21 protein-coding genes are annotated in these 19,157 nt (G+C 56.3%); 7 read left to right on the plus strand and 14 right to left on the minus strand.

Annotated features, from left to right (window positions below; all coding sequences use genetic code 11):
* Positions 1 to 3: 3 nt before the first annotated feature.
* From rpsR to rpsF, 3 genes are read right to left on the minus strand one after another with little or no spacing between them, the layout of a single operon-like run.
* Entirely contained in the window at positions 4 to 231 is a 228-nt protein-coding gene (gene rpsR / locus IM304_RS07270) for a 30S ribosomal protein S18 (RefSeq protein ID WP_000135199.1), read from the minus strand.
* 4 nt (positions 232 to 235) lie between these two features.
* A complete protein-coding gene (gene priB / locus IM304_RS07275; RefSeq protein WP_003856035.1) occupies positions 236 to 550 on the minus strand; it encodes a primosomal replication protein N in 315 nt (104 codons plus the stop codon).
* A 6-nt stretch (positions 551 to 556) separates the two neighbouring features.
* Positions 557 to 952 (minus strand): 30S ribosomal protein S6, encoded by a 396-nt coding sequence (rpsF, locus tag IM304_RS07280; RefSeq protein WP_003856034.1) that lies wholly within the window; start codon positions 950 to 952, stop codon positions 557 to 559.
* Positions 953 to 1,296: 344 nt separating this feature from the next.
* Here rpsF and yjfY point away from each other — a divergent pair, with 344 nt between their 5' ends.
* Positions 1,297 to 1,572 (plus strand): DUF1471 family protein YjfY, encoded by a 276-nt coding sequence (gene yjfY, locus IM304_RS07285; protein WP_148421885.1) that lies wholly within the window; start codon positions 1,297 to 1,299, stop codon positions 1,570 to 1,572.
* 132 nt (positions 1,573 to 1,704) lie between these two features.
* Here yjfY and IM304_RS07290 read toward each other — a convergent pair whose 3' ends face one another.
* Genes IM304_RS07290 through ulaA form a run of 6 tightly spaced genes read right to left on the minus strand, consistent with a single transcriptional unit; the run spans position 1,705 to position 6,113 of the window.
* Positions 1,705 to 2,391 (minus strand): L-ribulose-5-phosphate 4-epimerase, encoded by a 687-nt coding sequence (locus tag IM304_RS07290; RefSeq protein WP_193354879.1) that lies wholly within the window; start codon positions 2,389 to 2,391, stop codon positions 1,705 to 1,707.
* Positions 2,384 to 3,244 carry an L-ribulose-5-phosphate 3-epimerase gene (locus IM304_RS07295; RefSeq protein WP_193354880.1) on the minus strand — a complete coding sequence of 287 codons (861 nt, stop codon included), beginning with the start codon at positions 3,242 to 3,244 and terminating at the stop codon, positions 2,384 to 2,386. Before IM304_RS07295 ends, IM304_RS07290 begins: the two co-directional genes overlap by 8 nt.
* Positions 3,245 to 3,253: 9 nt before the next feature.
* Positions 3,254 to 3,904: a 3-keto-L-gulonate-6-phosphate decarboxylase UlaD gene (gene ulaD, locus IM304_RS07300; protein WP_028015985.1), complete on the minus strand. Its 651-nt coding sequence runs from the start codon at positions 3,902 to 3,904 to the stop codon at positions 3,254 to 3,256.
* Between the two features lie 13 nt (positions 3,905 to 3,917).
* Positions 3,918 to 4,385: a PTS ascorbate transporter subunit IIA gene (gene ulaC, locus IM304_RS07305; protein ID WP_003856024.1), complete on the minus strand. Its 468-nt coding sequence runs from the start codon at positions 4,383 to 4,385 to the stop codon at positions 3,918 to 3,920.
* 9 nt (positions 4,386 to 4,394) lie between these two features.
* Entirely contained in the window at positions 4,395 to 4,700 is a 306-nt protein-coding gene (gene ulaB, locus IM304_RS07310; RefSeq protein ID WP_003856022.1) for a PTS ascorbate transporter subunit IIB, read from the minus strand.
* A gap of 12 nt (positions 4,701 to 4,712) precedes the next feature.
* Positions 4,713 to 6,113 (minus strand): PTS ascorbate transporter subunit IIC, encoded by a 1,401-nt coding sequence (gene ulaA, locus IM304_RS07315; protein WP_148421881.1) that lies wholly within the window; start codon positions 6,111 to 6,113, stop codon positions 4,713 to 4,715.
* Between the two features lie 360 nt (positions 6,114 to 6,473).
* Here ulaA and ulaG point away from each other — a divergent pair, with 360 nt between their 5' ends.
* Together ulaG and ulaR are read left to right on the plus strand one after the other, a co-directional pair.
* On the plus strand, positions 6,474 to 7,538 hold the full coding sequence (gene ulaG / locus IM304_RS07320) for an L-ascorbate 6-phosphate lactonase (protein ID WP_023299142.1): 1,065 nt from the start codon (positions 6,474 to 6,476) through the stop codon (positions 7,536 to 7,538).
* A gap of 110 nt (positions 7,539 to 7,648) precedes the next feature.
* Positions 7,649 to 8,404, plus strand: a complete 756-nt coding sequence (ulaR, locus tag IM304_RS07325) for an HTH-type transcriptional regulator UlaR (protein WP_148421879.1) — start codon at positions 7,649 to 7,651, stop codon at positions 8,402 to 8,404.
* Here the strand turns inward: ulaR and yjfP are convergent.
* Positions 8,401 to 9,123 (minus strand): esterase, encoded by a 723-nt coding sequence (gene yjfP / locus IM304_RS07330; RefSeq protein ID WP_193354881.1) that lies wholly within the window; start codon positions 9,121 to 9,123, stop codon positions 8,401 to 8,403. The genes ulaR and yjfP overlap by 4 nt on opposite strands.
* A gap of 137 nt (positions 9,124 to 9,260) precedes the next feature.
* On the opposite strand from yjfP, the gene bsmA reads away from it, so the two are divergent.
* From bsmA to IM304_RS07345, 3 genes are all read left to right on the plus strand, one after another.
* Positions 9,261 to 9,590, plus strand: coding sequence for a biofilm peroxide resistance protein BsmA (gene bsmA / locus IM304_RS07335; protein WP_148421875.1), 330 nt, complete (start codon positions 9,261 to 9,263; stop codon positions 9,588 to 9,590).
* 148 nt (positions 9,591 to 9,738) lie between these two features.
* Positions 9,739 to 10,014 carry a DUF1471 family protease activator YjfN gene (gene yjfN, locus IM304_RS07340; RefSeq protein WP_148421873.1) on the plus strand — a complete coding sequence of 92 codons (276 nt, stop codon included), beginning with the start codon at positions 9,739 to 9,741 and terminating at the stop codon, positions 10,012 to 10,014.
* A gap of 171 nt (positions 10,015 to 10,185) precedes the next feature.
* Positions 10,186 to 12,117 (plus strand): methyl-accepting chemotaxis protein, encoded by a 1,932-nt coding sequence (locus tag IM304_RS07345; protein ID WP_193354882.1) that lies wholly within the window; start codon positions 10,186 to 10,188, stop codon positions 12,115 to 12,117.
* Here the strand turns inward: IM304_RS07345 and IM304_RS07350 are convergent.
* Positions 12,114 to 13,736 carry an isovaleryl-CoA dehydrogenase gene (locus tag IM304_RS07350; RefSeq protein WP_193354883.1) on the minus strand — a complete coding sequence of 541 codons (1,623 nt, stop codon included), beginning with the start codon at positions 13,734 to 13,736 and terminating at the stop codon, positions 12,114 to 12,116. The two genes, IM304_RS07345 and IM304_RS07350, sit on opposite strands and share 4 nt — an antisense overlap.
* A 195-nt stretch (positions 13,737 to 13,931) precedes the next feature.
* Between IM304_RS07350 and IM304_RS07355 the strand changes: the two genes are divergently transcribed.
* On the plus strand, positions 13,932 to 15,206 hold the full coding sequence (locus IM304_RS07355) for an MFS transporter (protein WP_193354884.1): 1,275 nt from the start codon (positions 13,932 to 13,934) through the stop codon (positions 15,204 to 15,206).
* 53 nt (positions 15,207 to 15,259) lie between these two features.
* On the opposite strand, the gene rlmB is transcribed toward IM304_RS07355, so the two are convergent.
* The 3 genes from rlmB to nsrR all read right to left on the minus strand — a co-directional run bounded on the left by rlmB (position 15,260) and on the right by nsrR (position 18,965).
* Positions 15,260 to 15,994: a 23S rRNA (guanosine(2251)-2'-O)-methyltransferase RlmB gene (gene rlmB / locus IM304_RS07360; RefSeq protein ID WP_148421866.1), complete on the minus strand. Its 735-nt coding sequence runs from the start codon at positions 15,992 to 15,994 to the stop codon at positions 15,260 to 15,262.
* Positions 15,995 to 16,059: 65 nt separating this feature from the next.
* Positions 16,060 to 18,501, minus strand: coding sequence for a ribonuclease R (gene rnr / locus IM304_RS07365; protein ID WP_193354885.1), 2,442 nt, complete (start codon positions 18,499 to 18,501; stop codon positions 16,060 to 16,062).
* A 38-nt stretch (positions 18,502 to 18,539) separates the two neighbouring features.
* Positions 18,540 to 18,965 (minus strand): nitric oxide-sensing transcriptional repressor NsrR, encoded by a 426-nt coding sequence (nsrR, locus tag IM304_RS07370; protein ID WP_014882230.1) that lies wholly within the window; start codon positions 18,963 to 18,965, stop codon positions 18,540 to 18,542.
* Positions 18,966 to 19,157: the final 192 nt, after the last annotated feature.

Here is a 19,157-nt window from a genome sequence, read left to right on the forward strand (position 1 = left end):
CGATTACTGATGACGATCAGTGTACGGCAGCAGAGACAGGTAGCGAGCGCGTTTGATAGCGCGAGCCAGCTGACGCTGATATTTTGCACGAGTACCGGTGATACGGCTTGGGACAATCTTACCGCTTTCGGTGATGTAGTTTTTCAGCGTTGCGATATCTTTATAGTCGATCTCTTGAACGCCTTCCGCGGTGAAACGGCAGAACTTGCGACGACGGAAATAACGTGCCATATGGCTAGTCTCCAGAATCTATCAAATCAATCTGCTCGGCATGCAGAACCATTTTGCTCAGACCGTTCTTTGCCTTGTGGCAAGAAATGAACCCCTGAACGATTACTGCGCTACCGACCGTTAAACTGTGAGTAATGGCCTGGTTTTCGTGTCCGCTAATAATTACGGGCATTTGGCACCACGCCTGCCGGTGAAACCCGGCTTCCTCTTGCACAGAACGATGCTCAAGCACGAACTGGCAATGCGGAATTCCTGATGGACTGACCTTTCGAAGGGGGGTCCTGCACACGGTACCGGACAACACCAGACGGTTGGTCATCAGAAATTACTCTTCAGAATCCCCAGCATCAGAATCATCTGCGGTTTCGTTTGCGAAATCATCGCGACGTTCACGACGCTCGTCTTTCGCTTTAACCATCGGAGATGCTTCGGTAACTGCGTGCTTAGTACGCATAACCATGCTGCGGATAACGGCATCGTTGAAGCGGAAGGTAGTTTCCAGCTCATCGATCACTTCCTGCGGAGCTTCAACGTTCATCAGAACGTAGTGAGCTTTGTGCAGTTTGTTGATCGGGTAAGCCAGCTGACGGCGGCCCCAGTCTTCCAGACGGTGGATCGTGCCTTCTGCACCAGTGATGGCAGCAGAGTAACGCTCGATCATGCCCGGAACCTGTTCGCTCTGGTCAGGGTGGACCATAAAAACGATTTCGTAATGACGCATCGAATTGCTCCTTACGGATTATTCAGCCTCCTGTCTGGGTCAGCCGAGGCCCGGGGAGGCAAGGAACGTGTTAAAGGTCGGCTGAAAAATTGACGCGTCATAATACTTGCGCCCCCCGGGAAACTCAAGCTGATTGCACAAATAATTCGCACAAAGCGCGAAGCGGGTCTAAGTAGGTGATTTAAAATCGCTCATATCTGAAACGCTGCTTTTTTGAACAACACCATCAGAAATGGTCACTCATCCCTGACAGAGAAGCGATTACACTTTAAGCAAAGACCATATAAACCGGGAAGGAGAGCAGCAACCGTATTACCGCAGCATGCAGTCGTGGAGCGCAAATCATGAAAAACATCGCAATCGCCATTATGGCTGCGCTTTTGCTCAGTGCAAACGCGATGGCAGCCATCAGGATAGACAGCCAGCAGGCCAGAAACATGGATGATGTGCAGAGCTTAGGCGTAATTTACATCAATCATAACTTCGCCACCGAAAGTGAAGCAGATCGGGCGCTTAATGAAGAAACCGACGCCCGGGGCGCAAAATACTATCACGTCATGCTGACGCGTGAGCCCGGCAGCAACGGCAATATGCACGCCAGTGCAGATATTTACCAATAACGCTTTATCGCCAGCACCAGGAAAGCCAACGAGACAGAGCAACAACCAGCCAGCCCCCTGCACGGGGGCTTTTTTATGAATGGCTCCGGAATACCACCGGTTACAGCTGTTTCGGTATCCCAGAGCGCATATTTACTTCTGCCCGTAATAGGCATTCGGGCCGTGCTTACGCGTGAAATGCTTGTTCATCAAATAATCATCAATGCCCTGAAGCTGTGGATTAATGCCGCGGGCAATCCACGCCATTCTTGCCACCTCTTCCATCACCACCGCGTTATGCACGGCGTCGTGCGCATCCTTACCCCAGGAGAACGGACCGTGCTGGTACACCACAATACCCGGCGTATGCAGCGGTTCCGTCTCACCCAGCGTTTCGATAATTACCCTACCGGTGTTGAGCTCGTACTCGCCTTCTACCTCAGCCTGCGTTAGTGCTCGCGTGCACGGAATGTCTCCGAAGAAGTAGTCCGCGTGCGTCGTGCCCAGCGCCGGGATGGCCAGGCCAGCCTGCGCCCAGGCCGTGGCGTGCGTAGAATGCGTGTGCACGACACCGCCCAGCGACGGATAACGCTGGTAGAGCGCCAGATGGGTAGCCGTATCCGAAGAAGGACGCCATTTGCCCTCAATCACGTTTCCTTCGAGGTCAACCACCACCATATCGTCTGCTTTCATGGCGTCATATGCCACGCCGCTCGGCTTAATCACCACCAGCCCCTGCTCGCGATCGATGGCGCTCACGTTGCCCCAGGTGAACGTCACCAGACCATAGCGAGGAAGATCCATATTGGCCTCAAAGACCTGCTGCTTCAGCTTACGCATGTTCCGCCTCCAGTAAGCCCGCCCGCGCCATGCGCTCGCGCACCCAGTCCCGGGCTTTCGCCACTTCCGCCGCCGGATCGTCCGAGGTTTCGCTCCACATCTCAATCAGGTAAGGCCCGCAATAACCTGTCTGTTTGAGCGTCTCAAAGCAACGTTCGAAATCCACTACCCCGGTGCCGAACGGCACATTTTTAAACACGCCGGGACGGGTATCTTTGACGTGCACCGCCACGATATGCCCGACGCCCGCCTGTAGCTCCATCTGCACGTCGTTATCCCATGCCGACAGGTTGCCGATATCCGGATAGAGCTGGAACCATGGGTTATTAAGATAGTGCGCGTAGCCCAGCGCCTTACTGATGGAGTTCATCAACGGGTAGTCCATGATCTCCATTGCCAGCGTCACCTGCGCGCGGCTTGCCATGTCGACGCTCTCTTTCAGGCCATCACGAAAACGACGCCGCGTTTCGTCGTTGGCCTCCTGATAGTAAACATCGTAACCCGCCAGCTGGATCACGCGGATGCCGACATCCTGCGCAAAGCGGATAGCTTTCCGCATGATCTCCAGCCCCTGCGCGCGCGCGGCATCATCTTCGCTGCCGAGAGGAAAGCGGCGATGAGCGCTCAGGCACATGGACGGCACGCGCACGCCGGTCTCGGCAATGGCGCTCACCAGCGCCAGACGCTGTTCGCGGCTCCAGTCCAGGCGCGAAAGGCGCTCGTCCGTCTCATCCACGGACATTTCGACAAAATCAAAGCCCAGCCGCTTCGCCAGCTGTAGCCGCTCCAGCCAGCACTCCCCCGCCGGGAGTGCCTTTTCATAGATGCCAAGCGGGACCTGTTTTGACAACATACCCGCTCCTTAGCCCCAAAGCTGAGCGATTGAGCGTTTGAACTGGCGCGCCGCTTCCACCGGAGACGCCGCGTCGCGAATGCTACGACCGGCAATAAAGACGTGAATTGGAATCCCCTTGAACAGCGGCAGATCTTCCAGCGCCAGGCCACCGGTTACGGTCACTTTGAAGCCCATATCGGCCAGGCGTTTAATCGCGCTGATATCGGCTTCGCCCCACGCCACGCCGGCGGCCTGCGCATCACGGCTGCGGTGATAAACCACCTGCTGGATGCCCGCCTCGCGCCACTCCTGCGCCTGCTCCCAGGTCCAGAAACCGGTCAGTTCAATCTGCACGTCGCCGTTGAACTCTTTTGCCACGTCCAGCGCGCCTTTGGCCGTGTTGATATCCGCGCAGCAGATGACGGTGACCCAGTCGGCGTTGGCTTCAAAACACATGCGTGAGAGAATTTTGCCCGCATCGGCGATTTTGGCATCCGCCAGCACGATTTTGTGCGGATAGAGCGCTTTCAGGTCGCGAACCGCGCGAACGCCCTCGCCCACGCACAGAATGGTACCCACTTCGATAATATCCACCTCTTCCGCAATCAGGCGGGTGGTTTCGTAGGCGTGAGACAGAGTCTGGTTATCCAGCGCGACCTGCAACATTGGTAATGACATTTTCAATTCCCTCTTAAACTGCCGCCGCAGTGGCGTTATCAATTAAATCCAGCACGTCCTGCGCGGTACGGCAGGCGCGTAAACGGTCAAAATTAGCTTCATCATCAAACAGGTTAACAATCTGCATGATGCCCACCTCCTGGTGGGTATTGGCATCTACGGCCGCCATGGTGATCAGGATGTCGACCGGGTCGTTATCTTCGTGGTTGAACACCAGCGGGGTTTTCAGCGTCACCAGCGCAAAGCCGGTTTTCTTGACTCCCTCTTCCGGACGGCCATGCGGCATTGCGAGGCCCGGGGCAATCACAAAGTACGGGCCGTGCTGCGCCACGCCATCCAGAATGGCCTGGTAATAACGCGGCTCGACAACGTCCGCCTTGACCAGCAGATCCACGCTCAGCTTCACCGCTTCCTGCCAGGTGCTGGCTTCGGCCTGTAGAAGAATGGAGTTATTCTCTGCCAGCGAATCACGTAGCTTCATGTGTCGCCCTCACTTCACGTCTTGTGGGAAGTGTTCTTTGATCACTTCCAGCAGTTTTGGCCCGAAATCCGCAGGCGACAGCATGTTGCGCACGCCTACCACATATTTGTTGCCCGACACGCTGATCTCACCGGCAATGTGAGTTGAAGCGATAATGATGTCCGCGCCGTTCAGTTCACTTTTGTATTCACCCACTGCGCAGCTGTTCACCGTGTGGTCAATGTTTGACTGGGTTAAAAACTGGTCCACTTTCATTTTCATGATCATGGAGCTTCCTTGCCCATTGCCACACACAGCCAGGATACGTACGGTCATAATCGAAACTCCTTAGTGAGCAGAAACTTCTGCTGTTTGTTTTTCCGCATCTTCTTCAGCCCGCAGCGAACGGCCAGCGAAGAACATATAAGTCAGTGCAATCAGGATGATGACGGTCATAAAGGCCAGCCCGACGGAGGCAAAGCCCTGCATCATTGGCGGTGCCAGAATTGACCAGTCCGCCATGCCCATCCAGGCGCTCATACCGGTGAGCTTGACCGCCCACACGCAACCAAAGATTTCAACCATGCCCATGACCAGGCAGATCTTGAGCGCAGCGCGCCAGCCGCCGAAGTGGTTAGCAAACACGCCGATAGTGGCGTTGGAGAAGAACATCGGGATAAAGCCTGGAATAATCAGGATGGAGGAGCCGCAGCCCACCAGGATGCCAACTGCAATCAGCTGGCCAATGGTGCCCCACATGAACCCCCACACGACGGCGTTTGGCGCAAAGCTATAGATAGCCGCACAGTCAATCGCCAGCACCGCGCCAGGGATCAGGCGCTGAGAGATACCGTTGAACGCTTCAGACAGCTCGGCGACGAACATACGCACGCCCTGAGTGATGATGAAAATGGCCACGGCAAAAGAGAAACCGGTTTGCAGGATATAGACCGTCCAGTGGGTTTTACCCGCCATCGCCTGCACCACGTCAATGCCGAAGGAGAGGAGAATGGCCCCGAAGAAGATAGTCATTACAATCGCCGTTGAGACGATGTTGTCGTGGAAGATGTTCAGCCAGCCCGGCAGCTTGAGGTCTTCAACGCTCTCCTCTTTTTTGCCCAGATACGGCGCTACTTTATAAGCTATCCAGGAGGCGAACTGCTGCTGGTGACCGATGGAGAAGCCGCAGCCGTCAGTGACCTCCTGCGTTGGCTTGTACATCATGTTGGAGGTAATGCCCCAGTAAAGTGAGACCAGCACAGCGGTGCAGATAACCGTGGTCCACATTGGGTAGCCAAAGATATAGAGCGAAACCGCAATCAGCCCCGCCTGCTGGAACATGATGTGCCCGGTGAGCATGATGGTGCGAATACCGGTGATGCGCCGCAGGAGCACATAAATGATGTTCAGCGCCAGCGCCAGCAGTACCGCATATCCAACCCAGCTGTACGCATCCCCCATGCGATCGATAGTGGCCATCATGGACGCGTAGGTATCAGAGATGGCGCCGTTAATGCCGTACACCTCCGACATTTTGGCAACCACCGGCTTAAAGGTGCTGGTCAGAATGCCAGACCCCGCCTGCAGCAGCATAAAACCAATGATGGTTTTGATGGTGCCTTTGATAATCACGCTGACGCTTTTGCGCAGCAGGATGTACCCCAGGCACGTCACGATACCCAGCAACAGCGGGGCGTTGGTCATTACCTGATTAAAGAAAACGGTAAAGACGTTGTAGAGGATCTCCATAACTCTCTCCAGAAAATGAGAACACGCGGGGCAATCCCTGCGTGGTTGGTGCCTTCACTCTATTAATCACAAATAATCACCACAAGATTGCATTTGATTATTTGTGACGTATCACGCAATTTATTTCCATGGTATCAGTAATGATTTTCACTACCGATTAAAGAACATTAATTAATTCTTAAAATTCAGCATATTAATGATAATTAGAGGTTATCTTAACAATGCTAAGACGTTTTTTCTGTGATGCAGTGAGGGGAATTTTCCGCAAGATAGTCATTGCAAACCGATTCAAACAGTGCCAGCATTAATCACAACACGTCACAATATGATTATTTTTGATTAAAAGCAGGAGCTAAACCGATGAGTAAAGTGAAAACCATCACCCGTGAGTCATGGATTCTGAGCACCTTTCCGGAGTGGGGTAGCTGGCTGAACGAAGAGATTGAGCAGGAACAGGTTGCTCCCGGCACGTTTGCAATGTGGTGGCTGGGCTGCACCGGTATCTGGCTGAAATCTGAAGGCGGCGCCAATATTTGCGTCGATTTCTGGTGCGGCACCGGTAAACAGAGCCACGGCAATCCGCTGATGAAAAAAGGCCACCAGATGCAGCGCATGGCCGGCGTGGAAAAACTTCAGCCGAACCTGCGTACCACGCCGTTTGTTCTTGATCCTTTTGCCATTCGCCAGATCGATGCCGTTCTTTCTACCCACGATCATAACGATCACATTGATGTGAACGTGGCGGCAGCGGTAATGCAAAACTGCGCTGACGACGTGCCGTTTATCGGGCCGCAGACGTGCGTGGATTTATGGATTGGCTGGGGAGTGCCAAAAGAGCGCTGCATCGTGATGAAACCTGGCGACGTGGTCAAAATCAAAGACGTTGAAATTCATGCGCTGGATGCCTTCGACCGCACTGCGCTGATTACCCTGCCCGCCGACCAGAAAGCCGCCGGCGTACTGCCAGACGGCATGGACGAGCGTGCGGTGAACTACCTGTTCAAAACCCCTGGCGGTTCCCTGTATCACAGCGGCGACTCTCATTACTCCAACTATTACGCGAAGCACGGTAACGAGCATCAGATTGACGTGGCGCTCGGCTCTTACGGGGAAAACCCGCGCGGTATTACCGACAAAATGACCAGCGCGGATATGCTGCGCATGGCGGAAGCGCTGAATACCAAGGTGGTGATCCCGTTCCACCACGATATCTGGTCGAATTTCCAGGCCGATCCGCAAGAGATCCGCGTTCTGTGGGAGATGAAAAAAGATCGCCTCAAGTATGGCTTCAAGCCGTTTATCTGGCAGGTTGGCGGCAAGTTCACCTGGCCGCTGGACAAAGACAATCTTGAGTACCACTACCCGCGTGGCTTCGATGATTGCTTTACCATTGAGCCAGATCTGCCGTTCAAGTCCTTCCTCTGATTGTGAAGCAAAATCGCCAGACCCTGTGTCTGGCGATGTCGTATTTCTTTTAGTAATTTCACGCTATTTCAAATATCATCTTTTCAAATCAATTCTTATCGGAATAGCTCATGACGGAAGCGCAACGGCATCAAATTTTACTGGAACTCCTGGCGCAAACCGGGTTTATCACCGTCGAGAAAGTGATCGAACGTTTAGGGATCTCCCCCGCCACCGCGCGGCGGGACATCAACAAGCTGGATGAGAGCGGCAAGCTGAAAAAAGTCCGCAACGGCGCAGAGGCCATTAGCCAGCAGCGTCCACGCTGGACGCCGATGAACATCCACCAGGCGCAGAATCACGATGAAAAGGTGCGGATTGCCCGGGCAGCGTCACAGCTGGTGAACCCCGGTGAAAGCGTCGTGATCAACTGTGGCTCAACGGCATTTCTGCTGGGTCGGGAGATGTGCGGCAAGCCGGTGCAAATCATTACCAACTATCTGCCGCTGGCCAACTATCTCATTGACCAGGAACATGAAAGCGTGGTGATCATGGGCGGCCAGTACAACAAGAGTCAGTCTATTACCCTCAGCCCGCAGGACAGTGAAAACAGCCTCTACGCCGGGCACTGGATGTTTACCAGCGGCAAGGGGCTGACCGCAGAAGGCCTCTATAAGACGGATATGCTCACCGCCATGGCGGAACAGAATATGCTTAACGTGGTGGGCAAGCTGGTGGTGCTGGTGGACAGCAGCAAGGTCGGTGAGCGCGCCGGGATGCTTTTCAGCCGCGCCGAGCAAATCAGCATGGTGATCACCGGCAAAAACGCCAACCCTGATATCCTCAGCAAGCTTGAGGATCAGGGCGTTAAGGTGCTTCGCGTCTAAAGATGCTGGCGGAAAAATGCGACGGTCGCCTCCAGCGCAGCGGGCGTAATGCGGTGCCGGACGCCGGCTCCCCACAGGCAGGTCAGATTGCCATCCAGCCCTTCGCGCTGTAGCGCCTGCTGCAGACGGAACGTCTCGCCGGGCGGGACCACGTCGTCGGCATCGCCATGCCACAGCAGCAGCGGGCGATCGGCCAGCTGCGGGAGCGCATGGCTGACGTCCCACTCGGATAGCAAAGCCTCAATCTCCTGAGGCGCCTGTGGCGGGAACAGCGTCTTTACCAGTGAGGTAAAATAACCCGACCCCATCAGGCACGCCACGGACGTCACTTCAGGATGTCTGGCCATGATCCCCAGCGCCGTCATTCCGCCCATCGATGCGCCCGCTACCGCCAGCCGTTTCCCCTCCACCAGCCCGCCCGACAGGAGCGCGTCGCGCAGCCCGGCGAACTCGGTCAAGCTGCCGTGCAGCGTTTGCCAGAACAGCCCCTGCCGCGCCTGTTCATCACCCGTAAAGCGGGCGCCATGATTTGGCGCATCGGGCATGACCACACGAAAACCGGCCTGCGCCAGCGCTACGGCAAAATAGCTGTAGACCAGCTTAGAGGAGAGAAAGCCGTGATAAAAAACCACCGTCGGCAACGGTTGTTCAGCTTTACCTGTCGGGAATGCATGGAGGATTTCATGGTCACCAAGGCGCCGGGTTTCAATTTCAATCATTGTCGATCCTGAACTGATGAATGATTCATAATGTTGAGAGCTGGATTACGGTTTCGCGATATTTTCATTCGAAATCTACGCCCCAGATAACACTTCGGGAACATTCCCCCAAAACTAAATTCGCAGACAACTACACTATGGCTATCAGGAAAAGAGACAGGTTTATGCGCAGGCTTACCGCTTTATTGCTGGTCTCACTGCTTAGCGGATGTTCCGTACTGCAGGGTACGCCAGAACCGGCTCCACCGGTTACCGATCGTCCTCAGGAAATTCGTCGTAACCAGACGGAAGGATTACAACGTCTGGGTTCCGTCTCCGCGATGGTTCGCGGTTCCCCGGATGATGCAGAAGACGCAATCGAAGCACAGGCCGTCGCCGCAAAAGCAGATTATTACGTCATCACGATGATTGATGAAACCATTATTACGGGACAGTGGTACGCACAGGGGATTTTGTACCGCAGGTAAGCATCATCATTTAAACGACTTTTACACTGCTTTGCGTCCGTAGACATTTTCCTGTCCACAATAAACTCCATGCCAGCAACAATGGAAATGAGTTTATTCGCGAAGGATTGCCCGGCGGATACCGGAGACACGTGAAAAGGAGCTGACGATGAAACGAACCCTTGCCTTAACGACGTTATTACTTTCAGCAGGCCTGCTGAGCACCACGGCGCAGTCAGCCGAATTTGCCAGCGCTGATTGTGTCACTGGCCTGAACGAAATTGGTCAGATCTCCGTGACGAATATTACGGGGAGCCCGCAGGACGTTGAACGTGTCGTGGCCCTGAAGGCGGACGAACAGGGCGCCTCCTGGTATCGCATCGTCCAGATGCAGGAAGACCGCCATATTAACCACTGGCGGGTCCAGGCCATTCTTTATGCATAACTTCCTCCCGATAAAAGCCACTTAATTTTAGTGGCTTTTCATATTTGCAAATTTTTTATCCTCTCTGAAACCAAATAAAAACAACCATGTAACATTTAGTTACATTAAAGTGATAAACGTTCGCTTCGCTCTGCCGTTGAACAGCCATACCTTTTCAATGATGAGCAATTTATGATCACTTTCTTCCACCGGGCGGGCCTAGGCACGAAGCTATCGCTGCTGACAGGCGCGGGTGTCGCCACGCTTTTTTTGCTGTTCACCTTTCTTCTCAGCCACAAAGCCAGCCAGCAGCTCGAAGATTTAGCGGTTGAAGACCTGCATAATCAGTCTACCGGCATGGTGGATATGGTGCAGATGTTCAACACCAGCCTGAGCGAAGAGGTCGAAAGCTATACTCGCCTGTTCACCACCTTTTTGCCGCAGCCGCTGAATAGCGACGGCAGCCAGAGCCGGACCATCAACGGGCTTACCGTTCCCCTGCTCAAAGGTGGGGAAACGGAACTACACGAGAACAATACGCTTTCTGATGACTTCCTGAGCCGTACGGGGGCCATTTCGACGCTGTTTGTCCGCAGCGGTAATGACTTTATCCGCGTGGCCACGTCGCTGCGCAAAGAGAATGGGGAGCGCGCGATCGGAACCGTGCTCGACGCCACCGGCCCGGCGTTCGCGGCGGTAACCAAAGGGGAAGTCTATCGTGGGCTGGCGCTGCTGTTCGGTAAGCGCTACATCACACAGTACCAGCCCGTTAAGGATCCGCAAGGCCAGGTTATCGGGATTATCTTTGTCGGCGTGGACATCACCCATTCGTGGAACGTCATGCGCGAGAAAATCCTGAACCGTCGTCTGGGCGAGAGCGGTCGCTTCTTTGTACTGGACCGCAGCAATGGCAAAACGCGCGGACAGTACCTGTTCCACGCCACCGAAGAGGGTAAGCTGCCGAACTGGGACGCCGCCACACAGCAGCAGCTTCTGGGTGATAAACCCGGCACGCTGGAACGCGTGAGCGCGGATGGCCGTACGCTAAAAGTCGCCTATACGCCGCTGCCGGGCTGGAACTGGACCATCGTGGGTGAAGTGGATAAAGCCGTGCTGCTTTCAAGCGTGACGACCCTGCGCGATCGCTTCCTGCTGGCGGGCGTGGCGCTGTCTGCACTCTTCGCTGGCCTGTTCGTTCTCATCATTCGCTGGATGCTGACCCGCCCGCTGCGCGGGGTAATCGATCTTGCCCGCCAGTATGCCGCAGGCGATCTTCGCGCCAGCCTGCCGGTAACGCGTCAGGATGAGGTCGGCCAGCTGGTTGACGCCATCAACGGCATCGGGGATGGCCTGCAAAAAATTGTGCTGCAGGTCCGCGAGGCCGCCGGCGAGATCCATCAGGGCACTAACGCGCTGGCCTCAGACACTGGCGAGATTTCTGAGCAAATCAACAAGCAGGCCAGCAGCGTTGAGGAAACGTCTGCCAGCATGGAGCAATTAGCCGCGACCGTGCAGCAAAACGCCGCCAACATGGAGCAAACGCAGCAGCTGGTGGGAGAAACTTCGCGGGCGGTACACCACGGTGGACAGACGGTAACGCATGCCGTATCCACCATGGATGATATTCGCGACGCATCGAAACGTATCGAAGACATCACCCGCGTGATTGAGTCCATCGCTTTCCAGACCAATATTCTGGCACTCAATGCGGCGGTTGAAGCGGCGCGGGCAGGCGAACACGGCAAGGGCTTTGCCGTGGTGGCGCAGGAGGTGCGTGCCCTGGCGGCGCGCAGCGCCAATGCGGTGAAGGAGATTGAGCAGCTGATTGGCGACACGCTGAACAAGGTGAGCGAAGGCCATGCGCTGTCTGAACAGACGCGCCTGGCGATGGACTCGATCATTGTCCATATCGATAACATCAGCCAGCTCGTTACCGAGATCAACCACGCGTCCCGCGAACAGTCTGCGGGGATTGGTCAGGTGAATCTGGCGATGACGCACATCGGGGAGGCATCGCATATTAACGCCGATCGCATCTCACGCAGCGAGCAGACGGCGCAAACGCTGCGCGAGAAGGGCTCCCACCTCACCAGGCTGGTAAGCTTGTTCCAGCTGAAGGGTTAACCGACTCTGCCCGTGGCGCGCAGCAGCAGGTCATTTTGCACCTGCTCGCTCAACAGCGTTCCGCCCCGGGCATCCAGCATCATGCGGCACCACGCCTGCGCCACGGGCGGCGATGCGTGCCGCAGCATCTGACTTCCGGCGCCGAGTAAAAAGAGCTGCTGGACGATCTCCCTGCCCTGCGCCTCCTGCGGTTTACGCAGCTTCTGCTGCAGCTGCCGCCAGCTGCGATCGAAGTGTCTGTCCTGGCCTTTCACCTGCGCAAAATCGTCGGTGAGCAGCTCGAGAATGCCCGGCTGCTTCGCCAGCACGCGCAGGACGTCCAGGCACATAATATTGCCTGAACCTTCCCAGATGCTGTTAACCGGCATTTCACGGTACAGCCGCGGCAGTTCGCTCTCTTCGCAATAGCCTGCGCCGCCCAGCACCTCCATCGCTTCCGCCACAAAGGGGATACCCGCTTTGCAGACGCTGTATTTAGCCGCCGGAGTGAAAAGCCGCGCCCATGCGGCTTCCTGCGCGTTTTCACGTTTGTCCCACGCGCGGGCCAGGCGGAACAGCAGCGCCGTGTGTCCCTCCAGCACCAGCGCCATACGGCCTAGCACCTCGCGCATCAGCGGCTGATCGACAAGGTTTTTACCGAAGGTCTGGCGCTGATGGGCATGATAAAGCGCCACCGAGAGCGCCCTGCGCATCAGTCCGTGGCTGCCCAGCGCGCAGTCAAAGCGCGTCAGCCCGCCCATCTTCAGGATTTGCCGGACGCCTTCGCCCTCTTCGCCCAGCAGCCAGCCGGAAGCATCAAGGAACTCCGCCTCACTGCTGGCGTTCGAGCGGTTGCCGAGCTTATCCTTCAGACGCTCCAGGCGAACGGCATTACGCTGGCCGTCAGGCAGAAAACGCGGGACAAAAAAGCAGGATAAACCGCCTTTCGCCTGCGCCAACACCAGGTGCGCATCGCTCTGCGGCACGGAGAAAAACCATTTGTGGCCCACCAGCCGGTAACTGCCATCGCTGCATTTTTCTGCTTTGGTGGTATTGCTGAGCACGTCCGAGCCGCCCTGCTTTTCCGTCATCCCCATACCTATCAGCAGGCCGCGCTTTTGGGCGCCCGGCGCAAGATGGGGATCGTAGCGATCGCTCATCAGCGGCGTAATCCAGTCATGAAAGAGCGCGGGCAGCGACTGCTGCAACAGCGGCGTGGCGGCAAAGGTCATGGTCACCGGGCATAACGTCCCGGCCTCCACCTGAGCATGAAGCACGAAGCGCGCGGCCCTGGCGACGAAAGATCCTTTTCGCGCCGCCTCCTCCCACGCCAGGTTGTGGACCCGGTTAGCGCAAAGCCCCTGCATCAGAAGATGCCATGCCGGATGAAAGCGAACGTCATCCAGCCGCTCTCCCGTAGCGTCATAACGCAGCAGTTCAGGCGGGTTAACGTTCGCCAGCCTGCCCAGCTCCAGCGACTCCGCCGTGCCCAGCTGCTGTCCGATGCTGGCAAGAAGCTCCATATCCCATTCAGCCCCTTCGCGCGCAACCGCATCGCGCAGGGCGCAGTCAGAGAGAAAAAGGTTACTGTTCGAAAGCGGCGCGGGTTGATTAAAAACGGTATGCGTCTGCCAGTGCATGCTGTCTCCCTCCTTTCATTGGCAATTAGCGTAAGTATGGACAGAGCGCGTGAACGCTGCATGGGAGGGGGGTCACACGATGGCGATCGCACTGATATCATTCGTGAATTAGCTCACAGAACATAAGAATAAACTATTTCATTACTCCGCTTATGTTGAATAATTTATTCTTAACCCGTCGTTGTGAGGATCGTTATGCAACAGGATGCGCACAAGCGTGCATTAATTGCAGGCTCCATTGGTAACTTCATCGAGTGGTATGAATTTGCGGTGTACGGTTTTCTGGCAACCGTTATTGCGAAAAATTTCTTCCAGCTTGAAGGGGAAGCGGGACTGACGAGCCTGATCCTCACCTGGGCCTCGTTCGCCATCGCCTTCTTCTTCCGCCCGCTAGGGGCGGTGGTGTTTGGCCGTACTGGCGACCGGATCGGCCGTAAACCGACGCTGATTATCGTGCTGGTGCTGATGACGCTCGCCACCGCCGCCATCGGTATTGTGCCGGTCTACGCCAGCATCGGGATTGCCGCGCCGCTGATCGTTACGCTGCTGCGTATTCTGCAAGGTCTGTTCGCGGGCGGTGAGTATGGCGGTGCGGTTTCGTTGATGACGGAGTTCGCTCCGCGCGGCAAGCGCGGCCTTTACGGCGCCTGGCAATCCTTCACCGTAGCGCTCGGACTGTTAGCGGGCGCAGGCATTGTCGCTTTGCTTTCCGCCCTCCTCACACCCGAAGCCCTGCACGACTGGGGCTGGCGGATCCCGTTCTTCCTGGCGCTGCCGATGGGTGCGGTCGCGCTATGGCTGCGGGTGAGCATGGAAGAGACGCCAAGCTTCGTGCAGCAGCAGGAAAAACCGGTTATTGCACGGGCCAGCACCGCCGCCACCTTCAAAACCATCCTGATGGGCATTGGACGCGTCATGGTCTGGTCTGCGGCGGGGTATACCTATCTGGTGATTATGCCGACCTATCTGCAATCGGCGCTGCACACCGGGTTTAACCAGGCGCTGCTGATTGCGGTGATTTCTAATGTTGGCTTTGCGCTCACCATCATTCCGTCGGGAATGCTCAGCGACAAAATCGGGCGGCGTACGGTAATGGTTATCGCCACGGTGCTGCTGCTGATCCTCGCCCTGCCGCTGCTGAAAATACTGCAGGCGGAGTCCAGCACGCTGGCGGTCAAAGCGATTGTGGTGTTGATTGCGGGAGGTCTGGTGGGGATGCTGGCAGGCCCGGGGCCGGCAATGCTGTCTGAAATGTTCCCGACGCGCGTGCGCTATACCGGGCTGGGGCTGGCCTATTCCCTGTCGAACGCGATCTTCTCGGGCTGTGCGGGGCTAATCATTACCGGGCTGATTGAAGAGACGGGGAATCTGGATATTCCGGCGTATTACGTAATGGCAACGGCGGTGGTGAGCATTTTCGCGCTGATGACGTTGAGGAAGGATGACCATTTGCGGTCGCTGGAGGAGTGACCGTCTGGTGCCCTCACTCCAGCCCTCTCCACAGGGAGAGGGCGAATGGCTGTTTATGCTCCGCGCTGGCGCACCGCTTCAAACAGGCAGATGCCCGTCGCAACGGAAACGTTCAGGGACGACACGCTGCCCGCCATCGGGATGCTGATTAGCTCGTCGCAGTGCTCGCGCGTCAGACGGCGCATACCTTCGCCTTCAGCACCCATCACCAGCGCCAGACGGCCGGTCATTTTGCTCTGATACAGGGTGTGATCCGCTTCACCGGCGGTGCCGACGATCCAGATGTTCTCTTCCTGCAACAGACGCATGGTGCGCGCCAGGTTGGTGACGCGGATCAGCGGCACGTTTTCCGCCGCGCCGCAGGCTACTTTTTTAGCGGTCGCATTCAGCTGTGCGGAGCGATCTTTCGGCACAATCACCGCATGCACCCCTGCCGCATCCGCGCTACGCAGGCACGCGCCAAGGTTATGGGGATCGGTTACGCCATCGAGGATCAGGAAGAACGGGTTCTCCAGCCCGGCGATCAGATCCGGCAGATCGTTTTCCTGATACTGACGACCCGGCTTCACGCGCGCGATGATGCCCTGGTGCACCGCGCCTTCGCTTTTCTCATCCAGATACTGGCGGTTCGCCAGCTGGATCACCACGCCCTGCGCTTCCAGCGCGTGGATCAGCGGCATCAGACGCTTATCTTCACGCCCTTTCAGAATAAATACTTCCTGAAAACGCTCTGGTGCGCGCTCCAGCAGGGCCTGCACCGCGTGGATGCCGTAAATCATTTCACTCATTGATGGTTCTCGTAATAAATATTTCCCCTCTCCCCTGGGGGAGAGGGTCAGGTTGAGGGGAGGATTTACTCCGCCTGCTGTTTCTTCGCCGCGCGCTTCGCTTTGGTCGCGGCCGCTATTTTTTGGGTCTTAGTCGACGGTTTTTTCGCTTTACGGACATCTTTCTTCGCCGCCTTTGGCTTCTGCTTCTTCTCGCCACGGAAGGCGCTGTCCGGCTCAAAGTTCACGCGCTTACCCGCCTGACGGCGCTTGCCGCCCGCTTTGCCGTTGCCGCCTTTCTTCGCCTTTTCGCGCTCGGTTTTGCCGACGTTACGCGGCGCACGCTCGCTGGAGATGAGGCTGAAGTCGATTTTACGGTCGTCCATATTGACGGCTTCGACCTTCACTTCCACACGATCGCCCAGACGGTAGGTCTGGCCGCCAGATTCGCCGATCAGGCGCTGGCCAACCTGGTCAAAGCGGTAGTAATCATTATCGAGGCTGGAAACGTGCACCAGGCCGTCGATAAACAGCTCATCCAGACGCACGAAGAAACCAAAGCCGGTGACGCTGGCAATCACGCCCTTAAAGACGTTACCTACCTGATCCAGCATAAAGTCACACTTCAGCCAGTCCGCCACGTCGCGCGTGGCTTCATCGGCACGGCGCTCGGTCATGGAACAGTGCTGGCCCAGCTGCAGCATCTCTTCCACGGAGTAGTGATACCCCCCGGTTTCGGTCGTGTTGCCTTTGTGGCCCTGCTCATGCGCCAGCAGATACTTGATCGCACGGTGCAGCGACAGATCCGGATAACGGCGGATCGGCGAGGTAAAGTGCGCGTAAGACTGTAGCGCCAGGCCAAAGTGACCGCGGTTTTCCGGATCGTAAATCGCCTGCTTCATGGAGCGCAACAGCATGGTTTGCAGCATTTCCGCGTCAGGACGATCGCTGATGGACTCCAGCAGCTCGGCGTAATCGCGTGGCTCAGGCTTATTACCGCCCGGCAGTTCCAGACCGAGCTCGGCCAGTACGGAGCGGAACGAGGTAACGGCTTCCGTGGTCGGCTTATCGTGAATACGGAACAGCGCAGGCTCTTTGGCTTTCTCAACGAAACGTGCCGCCGAGATGTTCGCCAGGATCATACACTCTTCAATCAGCTTGTGGGCATCGTTACGCTGGGTCTGTTCGATACGCTCGATGCGACGCTCGGCATTGAAGATAAACTTCGCCTCTTCGCTCTCAAACGAGATCCCACCGCGCTCTTCGCGCGCCTGATCCAGCGTTTTGTACAGGTTATGCAGCTCTTCAATATGTTTGACCAGCGGCGCGTACTGTTCGCGCAGGTCACGGTCGCCCTGCAGCATATGCCAGACCTTGGTGTAGGTCAGGCGCGCATGGGAACTCATGACCGCTTCGTAGAACTTGTATCCGGTCAGGCGTCCCTTGCTGGAGATGGTCATTTCACAAACCATACACAGGCGATCAACCTGCGGGTTCAGGGAACACAGACCGTTGGAAAGCACTTCCGGCAGCATCGGCACAACCTGAGACGGGAAGTAAACCGACGTGCCGCGGCTGCGCGCTTCATTATCCAGCGGCGTATGCGGGCGAACGTAATAGCTCACGTCAGCGATGGCTACCCACAGGCGCCAGCCGCCACCGCGTTTTTTCTCGCAGTACACGGCGTCATCAAAGTCGCGGGCGTCTTCACCATCAATGGTGACCAGCGGCAGATCGCGTAAATCCACGCGGCCTGCTTTGGACTCTTCCGGCACTTCTTCACGCAGGTTTTCGATCTGGTCTTCAACCGCTTTCGGCCAGACGTACGGAATTTCATGGGTGCGCAGCGCCATATCAACGGCCATGCCGGTGCCCATGTTATCGCCCAGCACTTCGACGATTTTACCTACCGCTTTGGTACGGCGGGTCGGCCGCTGGGTAAGTTCAACCACCACCACAAAGCCCATACGCGCGCCCATCACCTCTTCAGGCGGGATCAGGATGTCGAAGCTCAGACGGCTGTCGTCCGGCACAACAAAGCCTACGCCCGCATCGGTAAAGTAGCGGCCCACAATCTGACTGGTTTTCGGCACCAGCACGCGGACCACGCGCGCTTCACGGCGGCCCTTACGGTCTGCACCCAGCGGCTGCGCCAGGATCTGGTCGCCGTGGATACACATTTTCATCTGTTCGGATGAGAGGTACAGATCGTCCTTACGGCCTTCCACACGCAGGAAGCCAAAGCCATCGCGGTGACCAATAACGGTGCCTTTCAGCAGGTCGAGGCGTTCCGGCAGCGCGTAGCACTGGCGACGGGTAAAGACCAGCTGCCCGTCGCGCTCCATGGCGCGCAGGCGGCGGCGAAGGGCTTCAATTTGCTCTTCACCTTCAATGTTTAATTCAGCGGCAAGTTCTTCACGATTGGCGGGTTTTTCGCGTTTTGTTAAGTGTTCAATGATGAACTCGCGGCTGGGGATAGGATTCGCGTATTTTTCTGCTTCGCGTTCCTGGAAAGGATCTTGTGACATGTCGGTTCCTCCGTTGTCAGCTCCGGTGGAAATTTTCTTCATTCCACCAGCAATAATTTATAAAGCGGTTGATTCTCTTCAACCAAATCGGCCAGCGTGTAGTTATCCAGTTCCTTGAGAAAACTTTGCACGGCCTTTGAAAGCGCCTGTTTCAGGCGACAGGCGGGCGTAATGTGGCAGAACTCGCTGCTACAGTTCACCAGAGATAGCGGCTCCAGCTCACGTACCACATCGCCGATACGAATACTCTGTGCCGGTTTACCGAGACGGATCCCTCCATTCTTCCCGCGGACGGCAGCAACGTATCCGGCACGACTAAGTTGATTGATTATTTTGACCATATGATTACGGGATACACCATACACCTCTGTGACTTCAGAGATACTGGTCATCTTCCCATCGGGTAACGACGCCATGTAAATCAGCGCGCGTAAGCCGTAATCGGTGAAACTTGTTAACTGCACATCAACCTCAGGAAAAAGGGAAAACGCGGTTAAACCGCAGAGATATTCATTAATGATGATAAACCAGCCAGATAGGTAGCGGCTAATTTATTTGAACTGAAAGGGGGAAGGAGAACGAAAAAGCCGGATGCGCGTTGCATATCCGGCCTGAGATAGTTTTTTCAGGCCCGGCAGGCGCAGCGCCGCCGGGCG

Source organism: Enterobacter cloacae complex sp. P40C2 (assembly GCF_014930695.1).
Classification (GTDB): Bacteria; Pseudomonadota; Gammaproteobacteria; order Enterobacterales; family Enterobacteriaceae; genus Enterobacter; species Enterobacter pasteurii.